The sequence below is a fragment of the Corynebacterium sp. 22-2729 genome, assembly GCF_053479475.1.
Genome location: NZ_JBRBCA010000002.1, coordinates 233028 through 253232 on the forward strand (window position 1 = coordinate 233028; position 20205 = coordinate 253232).

12 protein-coding genes and 1 other RNA gene are annotated in these 20205 nt (G+C 58.9%); 5 read left to right on the forward strand and 8 right to left on the reverse strand.

The features are described 5' to 3' along the window. Positions 1-56: 56 nt before the first annotated feature. Positions 57-1712, reverse strand: coding sequence for a phosphoglucomutase (alpha-D-glucose-1,6-bisphosphate-dependent) (gene pgm, locus ACUY2T_RS02560; RefSeq protein WP_408924707.1), 1656 nt, complete (start codon positions 1710-1712; stop codon positions 57-59). A 223-nt stretch (positions 1713-1935) separates the two neighbouring features. Between pgm and ACUY2T_RS02565 the strand changes: the two genes are divergently transcribed. The 3 genes from ACUY2T_RS02565 to ACUY2T_RS02575 all read left to right on the forward strand — a co-directional run bounded on the left by ACUY2T_RS02565 (position 1936) and on the right by ACUY2T_RS02575 (position 6797). Further along, entirely contained in the window at positions 1936-3381 is a 1446-nt protein-coding gene (locus ACUY2T_RS02565; RefSeq protein WP_408924708.1) for an alanine/glycine:cation symporter family protein, read from the forward strand. A gap of 84 nt (positions 3382-3465) precedes the next feature. Then, entirely contained in the window at positions 3466-5139 is a 1674-nt protein-coding gene (locus ACUY2T_RS02570; RefSeq protein ID WP_448307443.1) for an AMP-binding protein, read from the forward strand. Between the two features lie 104 nt (positions 5140-5243). After that, complete coding sequence (locus ACUY2T_RS02575; RefSeq protein ID WP_448307445.1) at positions 5244-6797, forward strand: metallophosphoesterase; 1554 nt, start codon at positions 5244-5246, stop codon at positions 6795-6797. 22 nt (positions 6798-6819) lie between these two features. On the opposite strand, the gene ACUY2T_RS02580 is transcribed toward ACUY2T_RS02575, so the two are convergent. The 7 genes from ACUY2T_RS02580 to ftsE all read right to left on the reverse strand — a co-directional run bounded on the left by ACUY2T_RS02580 (position 6820) and on the right by ftsE (position 14719). Further along, on the reverse strand, positions 6820-8175 hold the full coding sequence (locus tag ACUY2T_RS02580) for a Na+/H+ antiporter family protein (protein ID WP_448307447.1): 1356 nt from the start codon (positions 8173-8175) through the stop codon (positions 6820-6822). 64 nt (positions 8176-8239) lie between these two features. Further along, positions 8240-10954, reverse strand: coding sequence for a DEAD/DEAH box helicase family protein (locus ACUY2T_RS02585; protein WP_448307449.1), 2715 nt, complete (start codon positions 10952-10954; stop codon positions 8240-8242). Between the two features lie 107 nt (positions 10955-11061). Next, positions 11062-11444: a transfer-messenger RNA gene (gene ssrA, locus ACUY2T_RS02590) on the reverse strand. Positions 11445-11520: 76 nt separating this feature from the next. Continuing rightward, positions 11521-12492 (reverse strand): hypothetical protein, encoded by a 972-nt coding sequence (locus ACUY2T_RS02595; RefSeq protein ID WP_448307451.1) that lies wholly within the window; start codon positions 12490-12492, stop codon positions 11521-11523. 9 nt (positions 12493-12501) lie between these two features. Continuing rightward, a complete protein-coding gene (gene smpB / locus ACUY2T_RS02600; RefSeq protein ID WP_034975289.1) occupies positions 12502-13035 on the reverse strand; it encodes an SsrA-binding protein SmpB in 534 nt (177 codons plus the stop codon). 50 nt (positions 13036-13085) lie between these two features. Continuing rightward, positions 13086-13988, reverse strand: coding sequence for a permease-like cell division protein FtsX (ftsX, locus tag ACUY2T_RS02605; protein WP_034975291.1), 903 nt, complete (start codon positions 13986-13988; stop codon positions 13086-13088). Positions 13989-14029: 41 nt separating this feature from the next. Further along, positions 14030-14719 (reverse strand): cell division ATP-binding protein FtsE, encoded by a 690-nt coding sequence (gene ftsE, locus ACUY2T_RS02610; RefSeq protein WP_034975322.1) that lies wholly within the window; start codon positions 14717-14719, stop codon positions 14030-14032. A 224-nt stretch (positions 14720-14943) separates the two neighbouring features. On the opposite strand from ftsE, the gene ACUY2T_RS02615 reads away from it, so the two are divergent. Further along, positions 14944-16563 carry an AbgT family transporter gene (locus ACUY2T_RS02615; RefSeq protein ID WP_293791922.1) on the forward strand — a complete coding sequence of 540 codons (1620 nt, stop codon included), beginning with the start codon at positions 14944-14946 and terminating at the stop codon, positions 16561-16563. A gap of 155 nt (positions 16564-16718) precedes the next feature. After that, positions 16719-20198, forward strand: a complete 3480-nt coding sequence (locus ACUY2T_RS02620) for a bifunctional proline dehydrogenase/L-glutamate gamma-semialdehyde dehydrogenase (RefSeq protein ID WP_448307454.1) — start codon at positions 16719-16721, stop codon at positions 20196-20198. Positions 20199-20205 lie beyond the last annotated feature (7 nt).

Consider the following 20205-nt stretch of genomic DNA (forward strand, 5'->3'; position numbering starts at 1 on the left):
TTTACGCAAACCTGCAGCGATTGCCCCAGAGAAGAGGCCGCCCCAATGTTGTGGGTCTAGCCCAGCACGCCATCCACGACAACCTGCGCCTCCTCCAGCACCTTCTCCAGGTGGTCGGCACCGTTAAAGGACTCAGCATAAATCTTGTACTTGTCCTCCGTACCGCTTGGGCGGGCGGCAAACCAAGCGTTTTCGGTGGTCACCTTCACTCCCCCAATAGCCGCGCCGTTGCCTGGAGCCTCCGTCAAGATCGACTCGATCTTCTCCCCCGCCAATTCGGTTGCTTCTACGTCGTTGGCGCTGAGCTTCTTCAGACGCTCCTTCTGCTCGCGGTTGGCCGGGGCATCGATGCGCTTGTACTGCGGCGCGCCTAGTTCCTCGGCCAGCTCCCGATAACGCTCTGAAGGGCTCTTGCCGGTCGTTGCCTTAATTTCGGACGCCAACAGGTCAGCGATGATGCCGTCCTTATCAGTGGACCAGACCTGCCCGTTGCGACGTAGAAAGGAAGCACCGGCGGATTCTTCTCCGCCAAAGCCCACGGATCCATTGACCAGCCCCGGCACGAACCACTTGAACCCGACCGGAACCTCCATCAGGTTGCGTCCCATACGAGCCACAACGCGGTCAATCATCGAGGAGCTCACCAGGGTCTTGCCCACGGCGGCCTCTTGCGGCCAGTTCTCACGGTGACTAAAGAGGTATTCGATGGCCACGGCAAGGTAGTGATTTGGGTTCATCAGGCCTGCGTCTGGGGTGACGATTCCGTGGCGGTCGGAGTCGGCGTCATTACCAGTAGCGATGTCATAGGAAGCCCCGCCGGCGCCTGCGACAGAATCGACCAGCGAGGCCATCGCGGACGGCGAAGAGCAATCCATGCGGATCTTGCCGTCAGAGTCCAAGGTCATGAAACCGAAGGCGGGATCGATGGTGGGGTTGACGACCGTGAGATCGAGGCCGTGCACATCAGCGATACGCTCCCAATACGCCACGGAGGCACCACCCATGGGATCGGCGCCGATGCGCACGCCTGCGTTGCGGATAGCCTCGATGTCGATAACCTCCGGCAGAGCGGCAACATAGTTGCCCAGGTAGTTGTGGCTCTCCACTAGTTCGGTGGAAGTGGAACGCAGTACGCCAGCGAGGTTTGCGTCCAGGTATTCGTTGGCACGGCGGGCAATCCAGCTGGTGGCGTCGGTATCCGCAGGCCCACCGGTCGGCGGGTTGTACTTGAAGCCGCCGTCACGTGGCGGGTTGTGAGAGGGAGTCACGACAATACCGTCGGCGCGGCCAGCGTCGTTGCCTTCCGGCCCACCGGGCAGCTGCTTGTTGTACTCCAGGATCGCGAAGCTGACAGACGGGGTGGGCACAAAGCCGCGTTCCTGATCCACCTTGACCGTCACGCGGTTACCAGCCAGGACCTCCAGCGCGGTAGCCTCGGCCGGTTCAGAAAGAGCGTGCGGGTCACGGCCAATAAAAATTGGACCGTTGATTCCCTGCTCGCGGCGGTAATCGACGATGGCCTGGGTGGTTGCCAGGATGTGTGCCTCGTTAAAGGCTCCATCGAAGGCGCTACCGCGATGACCGGACGTGCCGAAGCTGACGCGCTGGCCCGGATCGGCCAAGTTTGGAACCGTAGCGGAGTAGGCCTCGAGCAGGGCCGGGATATCGGTGAGGTCTTCGGGAGTGGCGGGCTGGCCAGCGCGTGGGTGCATTTTTAATCCTTCGGTCGGTGCCTGAAGCAGTGGTGCCTTAAAGCAAATTTTTGTGCTCAATATTTATGGTGCCCGATTCTGCACCGTTTTTCAGCGCTCTTGCACCCGAAAGACGCCCCCCTTAATAACTCTTTAACAACGGGTAACCGCAAAGCGGAACCTATCGAGGAATTTTTGGAAACCGTTTCATCTCTCCCCGCTACCGGCGTACTGTCTGTAGTTCATGCAAGACGTTTCATTCGCGGAGAACCTCCAGAACGTTCTGGATTCGATCGACAAGTTTGTGTGGAGCCAGTGGCTACTCATCCCACTGCTGCTTCTCACCGGACTTTGGCTCACGTTCCGCCTGCGTGGTGTGCAATTCCGCAAACTGTGGGTAGCGCTGCGGCACGGCCTGATCGACCGCGATGACGAGGGCGGCGAGGGCGACATCACCCAGTACCAGGCGCTCACCACTGCCCTGGCTGCGACCGTGGGAGTGGGCAACATTGTGGGTGTGGCCACTGCAATTTCTGTCGGTGGTCCCGGCGCACTGTTCTGGATGTGGGTTACTGGCCTGGTGGGCATGGCTTCGAAGTATTCGGAGGCATTCCTGGGTGTGCGTTTCCGCGTTGCCGATTCAAAGGGCAACGTATCCGGCGGCCCGCAGCGCTACCTGTCGCTAGGTATTCCCGGCGGACTCGGAAAATTCCTCGCGTGGTTCTTCACCATCGCGGCAATCATCGCCTCCTTTGGCATCGGCAACCTAACACAGGGCAATGCAGTTGCCGCTGGTTTGGAAGATACCTTTAATGTCAGCCCCACGGTCACCGGCGCGGTGATGTTCGTGCTCGTGGGTGCGGTGCTGTTGGGCGGCATTGGCTCGATCGGTAAGGTCACCTCGGCGTTCGTGCCACTCATGATCCTTATTTATATCGGCGGTGGACTTGTGGTGCTGACGCTGCACGCCAATGACATCCCGGCGTCTTTCGGACTTATTTTTAGTGACGCCTTTACGGGAACCTCTGCAACCGGTGGATTCCTAGGCTCGGGGATCATGCTGGCTATGCAAATGGGTGTGGCTCGTGGCATTTTCTCCAATGAGTCGGGCATGGGGTCGGCTGCAATTGCCGCTGCAGCGGCAAAGACCACCCACCCCGTGCGTCAAGGCCTGGTGTCTATGACTCAGACCTTTATCGACACGATCATTGTGGTGACGATGACCGGCCTGGTGATCATCACCACCGGTGTGTGGGATACCGGTGAGGACAATGCGGCCAACATGACAGCTCAGGCGTTCAGCAAGGGCATCGGCTCGGAGTGGGGCGGCACTATCGTCTCCCTCTCCATCGTCTTCTTCGCTTTCTCCACCATCCTGGGGTGGTCCTACTATGGCGAGCGCAACGCAGAGCGGGCCTTTGGCCCCTGGGCTTCCCTGCCCTATCGCATGCTGTTTACCTGTGTGGTCTTTGTTGGCGCGACCACAGAGATCGGATTGGCATGGACTTTCGCAGATATTGCCAATGGCCTGATGGCACTACCGAACCTGGTGGGTCTGCTGATCCTCTCCGGCCTTATCGCCCGAGAAACCAAGGCGTACTTGGCCTTCGACCCCACCCTGCGGGCACGCCCGGCGGATGTCGAGAAGTTCCTCATCGATACCAAGAACCCCTGGCGCAGCGCGCTTTAATGAGGGCACCTGCAGGCAGTTCTAAGTCCATCTGTTTTAATGATTTCGCCTCGCGCGGGAGTGATCTAAATTACAGTCTCGGGCATGACTTTCGCATCGCAACACGGCCTTAACGCACCACTTACTCCCCTGCGCTTCTTGCAGCGTTCTGCCCAGGTTCACCCGGACAAGGTAGCCGCGATCGACGGGCCACGCCGAATCACCTTTGCGGAGTTCAACCAAGATACGCAAGCCTTTGCTCACGCACTGATCGCCGACCACGTGGCCGAAGGCGATCGTGTAGGCATTCTCGCCGCCAATAGCTACGAGGCTCTGCTGGCACAGTTCGCCGTGCCGCTGGCCTGTGCAGTGACCGTACCGATCAATACCCGTCTGGCTCCGGCGGAAGTCAACTACATTCTCGATCACGCCTCCATCGACGTACTCATTGGAGAAAAGGATTTTATCGACCCCATCCTCGCTTCCGGAGAAAGGAAACTCCGCCGCGCGGTGTACATCGCCAATAAGGAAGGCGTGGAGCCCCAGGTTGATAGCCCAGCTACTGACCCCGAAGGGGCGTCACTAGTAACGACCTTTAGTGAGTACCTGGCCGAGCATCGCGATGAAGAGCCTCTTCCCTACCGCGTGCGTGACGAGAACGAAACCATCGCAATTAACTACACCTCCGGCACAACCGGCAAGCCGAAGGGCGTGATCTACACCCACCGCGGCGCATACCTGAACGCGCTAGGGCAGGCGCACACGCAGCACTTCAGCCACGACACGGTGTATCTGTGGACCCTGCCGATGTTCCACTGTTCCGGCTGGTGCACGGGCTGGGCAGCTATGGCCGTCAGTGCAACCCAAGTGGCGCTGCGCGCGGTTCGTGGCCCGGAGATGTGGGAACTCATCCGTACCGAGGGCGTGACCGCTATGTGTGGCGCACCGGCTGTACTAAACACCCTGGTAGACGACGAAAACAAGCGCCGGGTAACAAACCTGCGCGTGACCACAGCAGGCGCACCTCCGAGCCCGACGACCATCACCCGCTGCGAGAACATCGGCGTGGAAGTCACGCACGTCTACGGTCTGACCGAAAGTTACGGCCCGTTTACCGTCTGCGAGGCACAACCCGAGTGGGAGGACATGACGGTTCGCCGTCGCGCGGTGCTGAAGGCGCGCCAGGGTGTGGCGTCCATTACCAACGAGGATGTGCGCGTGATCGAGCCGACGGAAGGCCAGGACGAGGCACTTATCGACGTACCCGCCGACGGTGCGACGTTGGGTGAGATTGTGCTGACCGGTAACGGCATCATGGCCGGGTACTTCAACAACGAAGAGGCCACTGCACATGCCTTCCGTGGCGGTTGGTTCCACACCGGCGACCTGGGCGTGATGCACCCCAATGGCTATATCCAGCTGATGGACCGTGCGAAGGACGTGGTGGTTTCCGGCGGCGAGAACATCTCCACCATCGAGGTTGAGCAGGCCGTTATTAGCTATCCGGATGTCTCCGACTGCGCTGTGATCGGCGTGCCGGATGAAAAGTGGGGCGAGCGCCCACGCGCGTATGTGGTGCTGCGCCCGGAGGCTCATGGTACGGATCAGTCCGCGGTGGAAGAGGCCGTGAGCGCCCACTGCCGTGCCCACATCGCGGGCTATAAGGTGCCACGTGATGTACGGATTCTGGACGAGCTTCCCCGCACCTCCACTGGCAAGGTGCGCAAGAATGAGCTGCGTGAGGAGGCCTGGGCGGGCCACGAGCAAAAAATCAACTAGCTACTTTCCATCCCTCGCAGTTAACCCAGTATTCGCTAGGCCTTTCCCTTCCCGCTGCCTAAAGGCCGGTTGTTTGTCACGCACGACTTTTACCCTGTGCGCTTATGGGCAATAAAGGTTCTTTTTCTCGACGCCGATTCTTCAAAGCGCTTGGCTTCAGCGCCGGTTCCGCAGCTTTCGTGGTGGGGCCGCTTGCAAAGGCGGGCGCACAACCGGCTACGGGGGCAGGCGGTTCCACCCTGGCAGGTAGCGGGCTCACTGGTAGCTCTGCGCTGGGCTCCGCGAGCACCCCGGGGCTGGCGGGCTCGGCCAGCTATACCCCGAGCAATATCGGTAGCTCTGAGACCGGTTGGGTGATGGGGCGCAGGGGAAGCAGTCCGAACGGGACGTTCCTGGCCGGCGATCTGCAGGTGGTAACTGTTACGGAGGATTCCGTCACTATTAGCTGGCTGACGTGGGATGCGAAGGTCAGCATCGCCGAGCGTCCAGTGGGCATGCCCACTGAGGGCACACTGCGCGTATGGCCGGAGGATAATCCGCAAGATACGAAGATCGTCCGCTCCGAAAAGAATGCCTTCTTCCACATCTTGACGGTCGAGGGGTTGCAGCCGGAGACTACCTACCGTTTCAGTGCTTCCTCCCACGGTGTCGAGGCAAATGCCACCCACAATTACTTCCAGGAGCACAAACGGGAGTTCACTACCCTGCCGCGCCTCTCCGGTGAGCTTTTGCAGACTGTAGTGGTGGCCAACGATGTGCATATGGGCGAAGCGCAGGACGGCCTGTGGTTCGATGGTTTCCCTCCACCGGCCGTGCCAAACCCACAGTCGGCTCCCTACCCAGAGGTATGCCTGGATGCGGTTATCGATACCGCAGAGAGCTGTGGCGCCACCCACCTTTTCGTCAATGGTGACGTGACCAGTGAGGCTCGCCCAGCAGAGGTTCGCCGTGCTAAGGAGATGTTGGATAGGTTCTCCGGAACGTGGCGCGTGACCCGTGGCAACCATGACCGCCCACACAAGGCCGACGGTTCCTCTGGTTACGAAACCGCTAGTCCCTACGGCAAGGAGCACTTCGACCCCTTTGGTGATGTCTTCGAGCCCCGCCAGCAAGCATGGATGATGGACTTGGAGCCCGCAGGCGTGCGCGTGATCGGCATTGACTCTACGGAATTGGATAAATCCGGTGGTCGGATCGAGCCACAGCAGTTCCGCCAGATTGAGGGCTTCTTGCGCCGCGACCCAAACAAGCCGACCGTGTTGATGCTGCACCACCCCATGACACGCGAGGCTGGTTGGTCGAATGTCGCGGGTCCAGCGTTTATCCTCCGCGACCCGGATCTCATGCGCTTGCAGAAGATGATTCAGGCAGCTCCCGGCGTCAAGTTGGTTTTGGCGGGCCACACCCACCGCGCGCACCGCGATAAGCCGGACGTAGATACCCACGCTGTTTTCTTGGAAACCCCGGCAGCGAAGAACTGGCCGACCGGCGCTACCCAGTTGCGCTTTTACTCCGATGGCATTGCGGTGAACTTCCGCCACAACATGAGCGAAGAGGCTTTGGATTGGGCCAGCCGTACCCGTTGGACGAATTTCGGCCTGGCGCCGGAGATTCTGCTCGGACCGACGGACGCGCGCAACCTAGTGATCCGCTACTAGCGGACTCCACTGGTGTTGCTGGCTAAAGAACCATCGCGGCAAACCAGCCGGCGATCAGCAGCGGAATATTAAAGTGCAGGAATGTCGGAATTACGGAATCCCGGATGTGGTCGTGCTGGCCATCTGCGTTAAGTCCCGACGTGGGGCCTAGAGTCGAGTCAGAAGCTGGGGAGCCGGCGTCACCAAGAGCACCTGCAGTACCCACAATCGCCACAGTCGCGACCGGCGAGAAGCCCATCGACGCACACAGCGGAACGTAAATCGTCGCGATAATCGGCAACGTCGAGAAACTCGAACCGATGCCCATGGTGACGACCAGGCCGACCAGCAGCATCACCAACGCGGCAGCGGCCTTGTTGCCTGCGAAAAGATCAGCGGAGGTGTTAACCAGGCTTTCGACCTCGCCGGTGGCCTGCATGACAGCGGCGAAGCCTTGAGCGGTGATCATGATGAAGCCGATCAGTGCCATCATGCGCATACCGGCCGTGAAAACGTCATCAGCTTTCTTCCAATCGACAGCACCCGTGCCCATGAAAATCGTCAGGCCAACCAGGGCACCGATCAGCAGCGAATCGGCCTCCATGTCCATCGTCTGCATCACAACCTGTACAGCGAAGGTGGCGATGATTGCGACGATGGAGACAATGATTTTGTAGCGGGAAATCTCCCCGTCGGATGTGGTCTCCGTGTCCGTGATCGGGCGCTCTTTGTATTCGCGCGGTGTGCGGTAGGTAATGAACACTGCGATCAACAAGCCGCAGAACATACCCAAAGCGGGGATGGCCATTGCTTGCATCACGTTGATGCCGTCCGTGCTCATGCCGGCGCTATTGATATTGCCCAGCAGAATGTCGTTCAAGAAGATCGAGCCAAAGCCCAGCGGGATCCACATGTAGGTGGTGATCAGGCCGAACGTGAGGATACAGGTGACCAGGCGACGATCCAGCTGCAGCTTGTTAAAGACGCTTAGCAGTGGCGGGATAATCAACGGAATAAACGCAATGTGTACCGGGATGAGGTTCTGACTCATCACCGCCATCGCAAGGATGCCGGCCAGCATGAGCCATTTCGTTAGGGCTGCGGCGCGGTTCTTTGTTTCTTTGTTAGTGACGCCGAGTCTCCCCAGCAGTGAGTCTGCCAGCAGCTTGGGCAGCCCTGCGCTGGCTACAGCCATCGCGAAGGCACCGAGAAGGGCATAGCTAAGCGCAATTTTCGCGCCCCCGGAAAGGCCGTCTTGGAAGGCCACCATTGTGGCGTCCAAGCCCATGCCGCTCAGCAGGCCGCCGATGATGGCGCCGATGAATAGTGCCAGAACTACATGCACCCTAAGCAGTGCGAGGATCAGCATGACTACGACGGCGACAAGGACTGCGTTCATGTATCAAAGAATAATATGCACAGTCAGATGATTAGTAATCCCTACGTTAGTGCGGGTGCCCTTGTCAGTTTTGCAACAGTGCAGTTGCCGGCAGCTGCCGGTCGTAGCGCCGTGTTTGATTCGTCAGGCGAGCCGCAATATTTGTGCCACTGAGCTTGCGCGCTCGCAAAAGGAACGCCCGCCCTTCTGAGTTGCGGGTATACACCGCACGCATCGGCAAGTTCACGTGGTCTAGCTGTGCGATGAATTCATCAACGTTCTCCCGACGCGTGCCAATCACGTCGGGCACCGATTGCGCGCAGAAAATGCCGCGAATACGCACCTGGTGCGCGGGTGCAATCAGATAGCGCGCGTTGCGGATCTCCCCGGAGAGCTGAGCCATGGCGTCCGCAAAGAGCTTCCTTTCGGCGAATGTTCCGCCGGAAAGGCGCACATTCAGCCCCATAGGACCTTCGTCAACAACCGCCATGAGGTTGCGGGTCTTGATGATCCCTAAAGCACTCAGGGTGCGTGCCAGCGCCGTGGCCTCGGCCTTTATCCGCCGTGTAGCGTCGGTCAATTGGCGAACCCTCCGGGTACGCAGCAGTGACGCTACACCGCCGAGCAGTCCCAGCACTCCGAAACCCAGCCACTGCCCTTCTGCTGGAAGTAGTGGCATGCTTCGGCTTAGAGCTAACACGAACATGACCGCCAAGAAGCAGATATAGGCGATAATCACGTCTAGGTAGGGCACCACTGTGGCCGTTGCTGGCTTTTCGATATTCATGCGGAACTGCATCTCATAGGGCTGCCCATCCGGTACATTGCCCAGACCCAGCGCTTCCAACCACTGGTCTCGCATTGTGTCTCGGCGGAAGGCTCGAGCCAGCATTTCCTGGTTGGCATCGTCGATTCGGCGGTAGGCCTGGAACGGCGGTTCCGCGAAGCAGCGTTCGAAGCCATTCTCAATGACTGGCGCGTCAGCGCGCGGCGCGACAAAGGCTTCGAAACGTTGTTGCAACGAACGCACGTCGTGGGATCCCAGCACTTCGGCTGCTTCCCCTGCCCCGATATTGAGGGTCTGTGCCCCGCTATCCAGGGCCTTTCTGAGGCTTGACCGGTTGTCCGGTTCGCACGTAGCGATGTGCCAAATGTTTGCGGTTTTCTCCGGCGCGTCCGGGTCGACTCTAATTACCCGGCCACGCATCTGGTTGGTCAACATAAATGCTCGCACGGAGCTAGCAATAATCAGTGCGTTGGCGCATGGCGAATCCCATCCCTCCCCCAGTAGCGCGGCGGTCCCCACCAGAATTGTGAAAAGTCCTTCCCTAAACACGTGGGTTATCACGGGCACCGACACCCGCGTCCCGCCGGTGAAGCGCACCTCCACGTACTCGTCGGTGAGGTCCTTGGCGACCGTAACCTCGCCATCAAGTTCCGCGGCGAAAGATTCCACTTGCTCCAGCGCTGTGCGCGGGATGATGATAACCGAGCCGCTGATCGCGGCTATTTTTGTGCTGCTGCCTACTCGCCGTCGCACGGCTTCGAAGATGGGGATGACGCCCACGTGGACGAGGGCATCATCACTGCCTACACCAGACAGGTAATCCCGCTGGACGTAATCCGCTAGAACCACCATGCGCAGTGAGTCGGACATCGCGGCGACTTCCTTTTCGGCAATGTCGCCAACTGCACGGATCTTGCCCGCGGAGTGGGTCAGTATCCGGTTGACCTTTTTCTCCGCAGCAATGGAGATCTTTTCCTTATTGAGGAGGTTGTTGGCGCGCAATGCAGAGGCCACCACCGGGCTGGCACTAAAGAAATCGGGGTGGTCAATAACGAACTGCAGCCCAAGTTCGGTGGGTAGGTCCGAGCGTTTTTCGCAGAGTATCGCCTCAATATGCGGCGCAATGGGATATCCTGTAGCGGTCAACAGGGATTTGAGGGCATAGAAATTGTCCTCGTCATCCAGGCCTACCTGCAGTTGCTCATCATTTAGCCGATTGAGGTCGTTCGCTAGCTGTGCCAGCACTCCTTGTTGCTGCAGGTTTTCTAAGATTTCGTTCCCGCGCCTACGAAGGGCGGCAATTTCCTGCCTTTCCGCCTCGCTGGGCTTCGTTATATAGATGTAGTCCTGGTGGGGACACAGGTTGCCGGCAGCTACGAGTTCCGGAGCGAAGATCTCTTCGTCAATCGGGCCACATAATTGTTCGTAGCGCTGCCATTCTGCGGGCGTGGAATCATATGGCGGCGTGGCCGTTAGCGCGATTGTATTGAGAGCTGACGTGTGGCGACCGAGCTGATCCATGAAGGCAGTTAGGGCGCGATGCCATTGGGAGCGCAGGTGGTGTGCTTCGTCGAGGCATACCGTACCTATGTTGCGAACCGCATCGAGGATATCGAGGTCGGCGAAATCTTCACCGGTTTCCTCATCGAGCGCCTGGGTGTAGGCAGAGTACAGTGCCTGGTACGTGATGACTGTTAAGAAGGCCGGATCGTGCAGCGATGTAGAGCAGTATTTCCGCGGATCGGACGCGCTATCGCTGCGAAAATGCGTTTCGAAACGATCGATCCACTGATCTCGGATGGTGATGGTCGGAGCCAATATCAATGCAGGCTGGTCGAGTCGACACACTAGTTCCAGCCCGAGGATCGTTTTTCCTGAACCGGGCGCAGCGACGATGTGAATGCGGTGAGTCTGCTTCAAATCGTTGAAGCGATCGAGGATGCGCTGCTGATAAGGGCGGAAGGTTCCGGCAAAGCGCCAATCGGAGGGCGATAGTCTTTCGGGCGCTTTCATGCTGGCAAGTCTAACTGACTAGCAGATCTGCGGAGGCGGCAACCGCGTACGCACCTCTGCACAAATACGACAAAACCCCAGCTCATCTTAGAACTGGGGTTCAACGTTGGTGGAGCCGCCGGGAATTGAACCCGGGTCCTTTGCGACCTCGCCAGGGCTTCTCCGTGCGCAGTTCGCTCATGACCTCTGCTCGACCCTCCAGCACTCGCGAACCAGCCTGGATGATGGGCCCAGTTGCTCGAAAGGTGTCCCGCACGGCCCAAGCAACAAAGCCGAGCGGCAAGTCCCTTAAGTCGATGCCAGCTACCGGGTCAGGGACATCCCCGGGCTGACAGACACGCGGTCGCTGTAATTAGGCAGCGAGGGCGTAGTCGCGCTGAGTGTTCTCGGCGCTTATAAATTCGCAGCGACGCTTAAAATCGGTGGTCGTCTGCCTTCACCGGCACGCTTCCCCTGGCTCAATGCACAAAGTCGAAACCAAGTCGACCCCATGATCCCTGCTGCGGAAACGCTTGTACAACAGGAAATTTAACCTTACACCCCTGCACCGCGGCAGTTCAAGAACCCTACTTTTCAGCCTCGTTTTCCGGATCAGCGTCCTGCGCGGAGTCGAGCCCAGTCTCGTCCCACTTCGCCTTACGCTCCTTGGACTTCCTATTGTTCTTCACTGCCATGAGTCCCACTGCGATGCCGATGACGATCGGTACCCATACCTTGCTGTAATCGGCCATAAATCCGATCACGCGCAGAATCGGCTCCATCCATTCGGGTAGGTGCCAGTCCGGTAAATGCCAATCCGGCCAGGGAATGGAAGGAAGATTAATGTCCGGCCACGGGATCGATGGCAGGTTGATGTCCGGCCAGGGAATATTGATATCCCAGTCGGGTAGAAAGCTAAGTAACCATGCAATCAGCTTGGAAGCCAGAGGGCCTAGCACGATGACGGCCAGCGCCCAGCTACCCTTCCCTAGGCCAGTAATCAGCGGATAGAACCAGCGTTTGAACGGTGATTCCTCCATCGCTGCCCAACGCTGCGCCGCCCGCGACCCCTCTGGCGGGTCGAGGTGCACTACCCCTTCTTCATCCTTGACCTTTACCTCGAGCATCCAAATATCTAGAAAATTCGAGGTCCACCCCAGGTACGGCGCCGCAAGCGTCACCTCCCCGCCGTATTCCCCGGGTTCTAAGGTCGTGTCGGTCTTTCCCAGGTCAAGTTTCTGGTTAGCCAGGTTCTTAAAGCGTCCGATCGTCACCCCATCACGGCGCACCAGCAGTTCTAGATTCTTATCTAGGTCTTCTTCCAGCTTGGCGAATTTCTGCACCAGTTTATTGCTGCTCTGGTCGCTGTCTTTACTTGTGGACGCCCCCTCGTCCACCTCCACGACTTCATCGTCCGCTGTCTTTTCCGCCGTTTCTTCCGCGGATTTTCCTTTCTTGCTTTTAGGAAAGTCAGGATCGATGCGACGCAAGGCCGGTGGTTCCCCAACAATTACTTCGAGCAGCCCGAACTCCGGGTGTTGAAGAGACCAACGTTCCACGTGCACTGCCTAGCCCTTAATCCCCTTGATTCGGCGCCCCATCTCGCGCGTTATCTCGCGCTCCTCGGTGCGTCGCTTGATGTCTTGGCGCTTGTCATACTCCTGCTTACCGCGAGCCAGTGCCAGCTCCACCTTCAACTTGCCAGAGACAAAATACAACTGCAGCGGAACCAAGGTGTTGTTACCGTCACGAACCTTACCCATCAAAGAGTCGATTTCCCTGCGGTGCAGCAGCAGCTTCCGCGTACGTCGAGGACTGTGGTTTGTCCAATGTCCCATGGAATACTCCGGGATATGGAGACCGCGGAGCCAGACTTCACCTTCATCAATGGTGGCGTAGGCGTCCACAAGAGAAGCCTTACCCTCCCGCAGAGCCTTTACTTCAGTGCCCACCAGCACGACGCCACACTCGTAGGTATCGATGATGTGGTAATCGTGGCGTGCCTTGCGGTTAGTGGCAACGACAAACTGACCCTTGGGGGTCTTTCCCTTTTTCCCCTTCGATTTCCCCGAATCGGTGGGAGTGCTCTTTTTTGCTGCCATGACAGACACACACTACCACCGGGTTCTCCCCTAATGAAAAGGCGTCAATGTTAGTTCTTCACGTACCAGCGCAAGGTCACCTGGGCGGTGACCGCAGCGACGACCACGCCAACCAGCACGACAAACGGCGCCGCCAACCACAGGTCACTGTTAGTAACCCGCGCCACCAACTGTTGGTCGTACACAGCCTTCAGGGCACGGTCCACTACCAGCACCTTAGCTGCGAACATCCCGGCGACAGCCAGCACCGCACCGATCAGGGCGGCCATCATGGCCTCCAACACGAACGGGGCTTGGGTGTACCAGCGCGAAGCGCCGACCATGCGCATAATGCTGGTCTCGCTGCGGCGCGAGTAGGCGGTGATCTGCACCATATTCATAATCAGGAAGATGGCAGCCACGGCCTGCACAAAAGCAACGATGAACGACGCATTGCGGATGGAGTCCAGGTTTCGCATCGCAGACTGCAGGTTATCGCCTTGATCCACGATATTCGTCACTGCCGGGTTGTCACGCAGCGCTTCGATGGGGCCATCGTTTTCCGGATCCGTCAGGCGAACGTGGAAGGCGGCGGGCAGCGCGTCTTTCTCGGTCTGCTCCACCAATTGCGGATCGGATTCTCCGAATAGTTCCACAAAGCGTTCGTAGGACTGTTCCTTATTGCGGAAGGTCACCGACTTCACGCCCTCGTCACCCTCCAGCTGCTGCTTAATACTGGAGCACTCCGGGGAAGTACATGTGGGATCGGAGCTCGAGATTTTGTCGTCGAGCTGCACCATAACCTCGATGCGGTCGAAGTAAATATCCTTCGTCCGTTCCGTCATCGCACTGAGCAAAAAGCCGGTAGCCAGCAGTGCTAGGGCGATGGAGGTCGTGATGATCATCGCGATGGTCATCGTCATATTGCGGCGTAGGCCCGAAAACGCCTCGCGGAGCACAAAGTTGGTTTTCATAAATGTTTCCCTTATTAACTTCTAGCTTTGCTAGGCCCGGTCTAGCGGCCTACGCCGTACATACCTAGTTCGTCATCGCGCACAAGCTTGCCCTTGGAAAGCTCGATCACGCGCTTACGCATGGAATCAACGGCCACGTCGTCGTGAGTAGACATCACCACGGTCGTACCGTTCTGGTTGATGCGGTTCAACAGCATCATGATCTCTGTGGACGTATCGGGGTCCAGGTTGCCGGTCGGCTCGTCCGCCAGCAGCACCAAAGGCTTATTTACTGACGCCCGCGCGATCGCCACGCGCTGCTGCTCACCACCCGACAGCTCGTGTGGGAAGCGGTTTTCCTTTCCGTCGAGACCGACAGTCTTCAGCGCTGCTGGAACCAGGTGCTGGATCTCCGAGCGCTTCTTGCCGATAACCTCCAGGGCAAAGGCAACATTGTCAAAGACTGTTTTCTTCGGGAGCAGACGGAAGTCTTGGAAGACATAGCCGATGCGCTGACGCAGCTTCGGCACATCGCGACCCTTGATCTTGTTTACGTGATAGCCGGCGACGTGGAGGTCCCCGGAATCCAGCTTTTCCTCGCGCAGAATCAACTGCAGAAACGTCGACTTGCCGGAGCCCGACGGTCCGATGAGGAAGACGAACTCACCCTTCTCGATGTCCAGGGTGATGTTGTCCAAGGCGGGGCGCCCGGACGACCTATAACTCTTGGTTACGTTTTCGAAGGTGATCACGAGCACACAGTGTAGCGAAACTAATGAGCTAAAGATAGTCCAAAATGACTGAAGTGACTCAAGTGACTGCTTTTCTGAAGCCAGAATCCGGCTATCTTCTGTCCCGACGCACCTCAGAATGTAAAGTCACAACCTAATCCGGTTGAAGTTGGCGTCACAAAGAAATGGCGCCCGTACCCTACCCTCCTCGACCCTCCTCGATTTGGCGAGGATAGAAAGAGCTCATGAGCGAAAAGAAGACCGCGACGAAGAACGACAACCAACCCGGGGGCTTCCTCGGAACGATCGAGAAAATCGGAAACAAACTTCCAGACCCATTTTGGCTGTTCGTTATCCTCGGCGGCCTAGTTCTCATCTCCAGTTTCATCTTTAACAAAATCGGTTTGACCGCCACCAACCCGGAGGATGGCAAACCCGTGGAGATCGTGAACCTATTGAGTTCCGAAGGCTTAAAAGAGATCCTCTCAGGCGTGGTGGAGAACTACGTCAGCTTCCCACCGCTCGGCCTCATCATTACTGTCATGCTGGGTGTTGCCGTGGCGGAATACTCGGGCTTGATCAGCGCAGTGGTGCGCGCGATTGTCTCTCGGGTCGGAGCTAAAACCCTGACCTTTGTGGTGGCATTGGCGGGTGTAACAGGTTCCGTGGCCTCCGACGCGGTGTATGTGATTCTGATTCCTCTCGGTGCAGTTTCGTTCCGCGCGGTGGGACGCTCCCCGATCGTCGGTGCCATGGTTGCCTTTGCAGCATCCTCGGCGGGCTTTAACTCCTCGCTAGTGCTCAACATCACCGACGTGCTGCTGGGTGGAATTTCCACCTCGGCAGCACACATCGTAGATAAGGAGTACGACGTCTCCCCGCTGGCCAACTACTTCTTCGTGGCCGCTAGCGCCGTCGTGCTGGCGCTGATCATCACGGTTCTTACCGAGCTATACATGAACAAGCGAGTTCAGGAACTGGTAAACCACGACGAGATCGACTATTCGGAAGTCACCTTTAATACCGGCCGCGAGGGGGACGACGAGCTCGCGGGCAACGTACCGCAAGAAAAAATCACTGCGGCACTGCAGCTTGACGACGATGAATCGCGTGCGCTGCGCGTTACCGGTCTTGCTGCGGCAGTGATGACGGCACTCTACTTTGCCTTGCTTTTCGTTCCTTTCTCTCCGCTGCAGGGCGAGGGCGGCGAGGTAATGTCCAGCCCACTTATCACTGCAGTGGCCGTGCCGATCGGTGCTTCGTTCCTTATCCTCGGCCTGATTTACGGCCTGGGCATCAAGTCCATCACCAAAGCCAGTGACGTTCCAGACTTCATGGCTCGCGGGCTGAAGTCTCTGCTGCCGATGATGGTGCTCTTCTTTGCCGTTTCCCAGTTCCTCGCCTGGTTTAAGGCCTCTAACCTGGGAGCTTGGACAGCGATTAAGGGTGCGGAGCTGCTTCAGAAGGCCGATCTTCCGCCGCTGCTACTCTTCGCTGCCTTTGTGGTTCTGGTAGCGGTAGTCAACCTCTTCATCACCTCAGGCTCCGCACAGTGGGCGCTGATGGCCCCCATCGTTGTGCCGATGTTCATGTACGTAGGCTTCTCCCCCGAGGTCACGCAGATGCTGTTCCGTATCGGCGATTCCCCATCGAACATCATCACCCCGATGAGCCCCTACTTCGCCCTGGCACTAACCTTCCTGCAGCGCTACTACAAGAAGGCGGGAATCGGAACACTAATGTCGCTGGCACTTCCCTATTCCATCGCAATGCTCGTGGGCTGGTTCCTGTTCTTCGCGCTGTGGTGGATGGTCGGCCTACCTCTCGGCCCCGGCACGCCGATGGATTACCCCGCCGCACAATAGGGCGTTCCTGCCTGAATTAACCCCGCAACACACATAGTCGACCCCACGGTAGCCCGTTTTACCCCGCCTTATTAGGGTGGAAAACGTACCCGTGCACATAGCTTGGCCAAGGCTCATACATGATGCCCTGGCCAACGACTTAAGAATTGAGGTCGATGTTGAGCAGCCAGGCTAACACCCCTTTACCCAATAGTTCCGATGTCGAAGCGGTGGTCACCAAGGCAATCCACCGCGCCGAGCAATGGCTCGAGATTGAGGAAACCTCGGCATCCACCAAACAGCTAGCGGACATGGTGCACGACCCCGATGGCGTGGAGTTCACCTTTGCCTTCGTCGACCGTGTAGCCCGACCAGAGGACAATGCTGTTTCGGCCAAGGAGTTCGCCAAGATCGCGAATCCCTTCAAGCGCACCGAGCCAGTGCCGGGCTTCATGAGCCTGGTCGATTCGATACTGGTCACTGCTGGCTCCATTGCCGCACCACTACTGCCGAATATCGTGATGCCCATTGCGCGTACCTACCTGCGCACCACTGTCGGTCACCTGGTGCTCGACGCGGAATCCAAAGCCCTGGACCGGATGCTGGATGACTACCGCGACAGGGGCTTCCAACTCAATCTCAACCTGCTGGGTGAAGCCGTGCTGGGCGAGGCCGAGGCTCAGCGCCGTCTCGATAACACCATCGACCTGCTGAAGAATCCGCGGGTCGATTATGTCTCCGTTAAGGCGTCCTCTGTGGTCAGCCAACTCAACCACTGGGATTTCGAGGGTTCCATCGAGCGCCTCAAGGATCGCCTACGCCCGCTTTATCGCCAGGCGATGAAGCGCAACCCGCACCCCTTTATCAACCTGGACATGGAGGAATACAAGGACCTCCACCTGACCATCAAGCTATTCACCGAGCTGCTCGACGAAGAAGAGTTCCGCGACATGGAAGCGGGCATCGTGCTGCAGGCGTACCTGCCTGATACCTTCGATGCTCTCCAGGAACTGGCGGAGTTCGCCGCGCAGCGTCGCGCCAAGGGTGGAGCGAAGATCAAGGTGCGCCTGGTGAAGGGCGCGAACCTTTCCATGGAGCGCGTGGATTCTGAGATCCACGACTGGCCGCAGGCTCCTTTCCTCACCAAGGCGGAAGTCGACGCAAACTATGTGCGCCTGCTGGACTGGATCCTGCAGCCCGAACACGCAGAAAACCTGCGCGTTGGCGTGGCCTCGCACAACTTGTACCACCTGGCACTGGCTCACGAGCTCTCTGTTGCCCGAAACGTCGAGCACCAGCTGGATGTGGAAATGCTGCAGGGCATGTCCCCTGCACAGTCCGAGGCCGTGCGCGATGTTGTCGGCAATATGATCCTCTACACCCCGGTGGTAAAGAAGGAAGACTTCGACGTTGCCATCAGCTACCTGGTGCGCCGCCTGGAGGAAAATGGTGCGAAGCAGAACTTCCTCTATGCACTGTTTACCCCGGAGGATGACGAGACGGACGTCACCGGCATGACCCCGATGCAGGGCCAGGAGCTGCGCTTCCGTAACTCCGTCCGCGATCGCTGGGATACCTTCGCCGGTTCGCGTCGTACCCAAAACCGTTTGGAGGAAGAGGCCGAGAAGAAGGGCACCCAGTCCGCAGGCCTGCCGGGCAACTTCGTCAACGAACCCGATACCGACCCGACTCTTCCCGCAAACCGCGAGTGGGCTCTGCAGATCGTCGATCCTGCTAACGATCCAGGCCCTGCCCAGACTCCGCAGGTTACGGATCCTGCAGTTATTGACGCCGCCGTCGCGCGTTGCCGCGAGGCCTCCGAGCAGTGGTCTAAGAAGACCGGCGCGGAGCGTGCAGAGCTCCTGGACCGTGCAGCAGATGCACTGGCCAACAACCGTTCAAAGCTGATCTCCGCGGCGGTGTTCGAGGCCGGCAAGACCGTCGCAGAGACCGATCCCGAGGTCTCCGAGGCTATCGACTTTGCCCGCTACTACGCTGAGAGCGCCCGCCAGCTGGATCACGTCCGCGGCTCCGTGTTTACTCCCTACAAGTCGGTGGTTGTCACCCCACCGTGGAACTTCCCGATTGCGATCCCGCTGGGCGGCGTGTTTGCCGCACTGGCAGCTGGCGCTTGTGTGATCATCAAGCCCGCCCCGCAGGTCCTTCGTATCGCAGAGGTATTCATGGGTATCCTGCGCGAGGCTGGAATTAGCGAGGATCTGGTACAGCTGGTCAACGCAGACGAGGCCGAGGCCGGCAAGCGCTTGGTCAGCCACCCGGATGTAGAGTCCGTAATCCTCACTGGCGCTTCCGAGACCGCGAAGCTGTTCCGTAGCTGGAAACCGCGCATGGTCATTAACGCGGAGACATCCGGTAAGAATGCAATCATCGTCACACCTGCCGCGGACCCGGATCTGGCGGTCGCGGACATCTTCAAGTCCGCTTATGGCCACGCTGGTCAGAAGTGCTCCGCTGCCTCACTGATCATTACGGTCGGTTCGATCGGCAAGTCCAAGCGCTTTATCAACCAGCTGGTTGATGCGGTGCGTTCCATGAAGGTGGGCCCGGGATCCGACATCTCCACGTACATGAATGGAGTGATCGAAGCTCCGGGAGACAAGCTACTGCGCGGCCTGACCGAATTGGAAAAGGGCGAGAAGTGGCTGGTTAAGCCCCGCAAGCTAAACGACGAAGGCACCCTGTGGTCCCCGGGTCTGCGCGATAATGTGAAGCCCGGCAGCTGGTTCCACACCCACGAGTGCTTCGGCCCGGTGGCGGGCATTATGCACGCCGAGACCCTGGACGAGGCCATCGAGTGGCAGAACTCCACTGGCTTCGGCCTCACCGGCGGCATTCACACCATCGACGTGGAGGAAACTGCCTACTGGCGCGAGCGCGTGGAGGTCGGCAACGCATACGTGGAGCGCGGCATCACGGGCGCCATTGTGCAGCGTCAGTCCTTCGGCGGCTGGAAGAACTCCTCCTTGGGCAGTGGCGCGAAGGCCGGCGGACCGAATTACGTTGCCCAGCAGGGCGTGTGGACCGAAGGGGATATCAGCGAGCTGGCTGCCGGCACCCTTCCGACGCACATCACACAGCTGCTCCGCGAGATCCGTGGACTGGGCTCCCCTGCCCTGTCAAAGGACGATCACGTGTGGCTGCGCCGCGCCGCGGAGTCGGACGCCTACGCAATGTCCACCGAGTTCGGCGTCGAGCACGATAAAACGGCACTGGTGGTGGAATCCAATGTGTTCCGCTATAAGCCGCTGCTCGAACCGCTGCGCGTGCGCGTGTCCGAGGGTGCGAATCCTCGCGATCTGCTGCGCCTGAAGCTGGCTTCCGCCGCCACGGGTACAGAGTTGGATATTTCCGCCAACCCGGAGGTTGCCCGCGAGTGGGGTGAGCTGGGCGAGCAGATGCGTACCTCTTCTGACCGGGACTTCGCCGAGGAGATCGCCATCGCTCAGTCTGTGCGCGTCCGCGCCCTGGGCAATAGCCCGGAGGAGTTCTACGAGGCCGCTGCGAAGTCCGGCTCCGTGATCCTGGATCAGGATGTGTTGCCCGATGGTCGCCGCGAGCTGCTACCGCTGCTCCTCGAGCAGGCAATCTCCACTACGGAGCACCGCTTCGGCTACATCCACGGCCTCACCCCTTAAAAGGCTG

Excerpts from the sequence above, each read along its gene's own strand:
- pgm (WP_408924707.1), bottom strand. The coding sequence starts at position 1,712 with ATGCACCCACGCGCTGGCCAGCCCGCCACTCCCGAAGACCTCACCGAT.
- ACUY2T_RS02565 (WP_408924708.1), top strand. The coding sequence starts at position 1,936 with ATGCAAGACGTTTCATTCGCGGAGAACCTCCAGAACGTTCTGGATTCG.
- ACUY2T_RS02570 (WP_448307443.1), top strand. The coding sequence starts at position 3,466 with ATGACTTTCGCATCGCAACACGGCCTTAACGCACCACTTACTCCCCTG.
- ACUY2T_RS02575 (WP_448307445.1), top strand. The coding sequence starts at position 5,244 with ATGGGCAATAAAGGTTCTTTTTCTCGACGCCGATTCTTCAAAGCGCTT.
- ACUY2T_RS02580 (WP_448307447.1), bottom strand. The coding sequence starts at position 8,175 with ATGAACGCAGTCCTTGTCGCCGTCGTAGTCATGCTGATCCTCGCACTG.
- ACUY2T_RS02585 (WP_448307449.1), bottom strand. The coding sequence starts at position 10,954 with ATGAAAGCGCCCGAAAGACTATCGCCCTCCGATTGGCGCTTTGCCGGA.
- smpB (WP_034975289.1), bottom strand. The coding sequence starts at position 13,035 with ATGGCAGCAAAAAAGAGCACTCCCACCGATTCGGGGAAATCGAAGGGG.
- ftsX (WP_034975291.1), bottom strand. The coding sequence starts at position 13,988 with ATGAAAACCAACTTTGTGCTCCGCGAGGCGTTTTCGGGCCTACGCCGC.
- ACUY2T_RS02615 (WP_293791922.1), top strand. The coding sequence starts at position 14,944 with ATGAGCGAAAAGAAGACCGCGACGAAGAACGACAACCAACCCGGGGGC.
- ACUY2T_RS02620 (WP_448307454.1), top strand. The coding sequence starts at position 16,719 with ATGTTGAGCAGCCAGGCTAACACCCCTTTACCCAATAGTTCCGATGTC.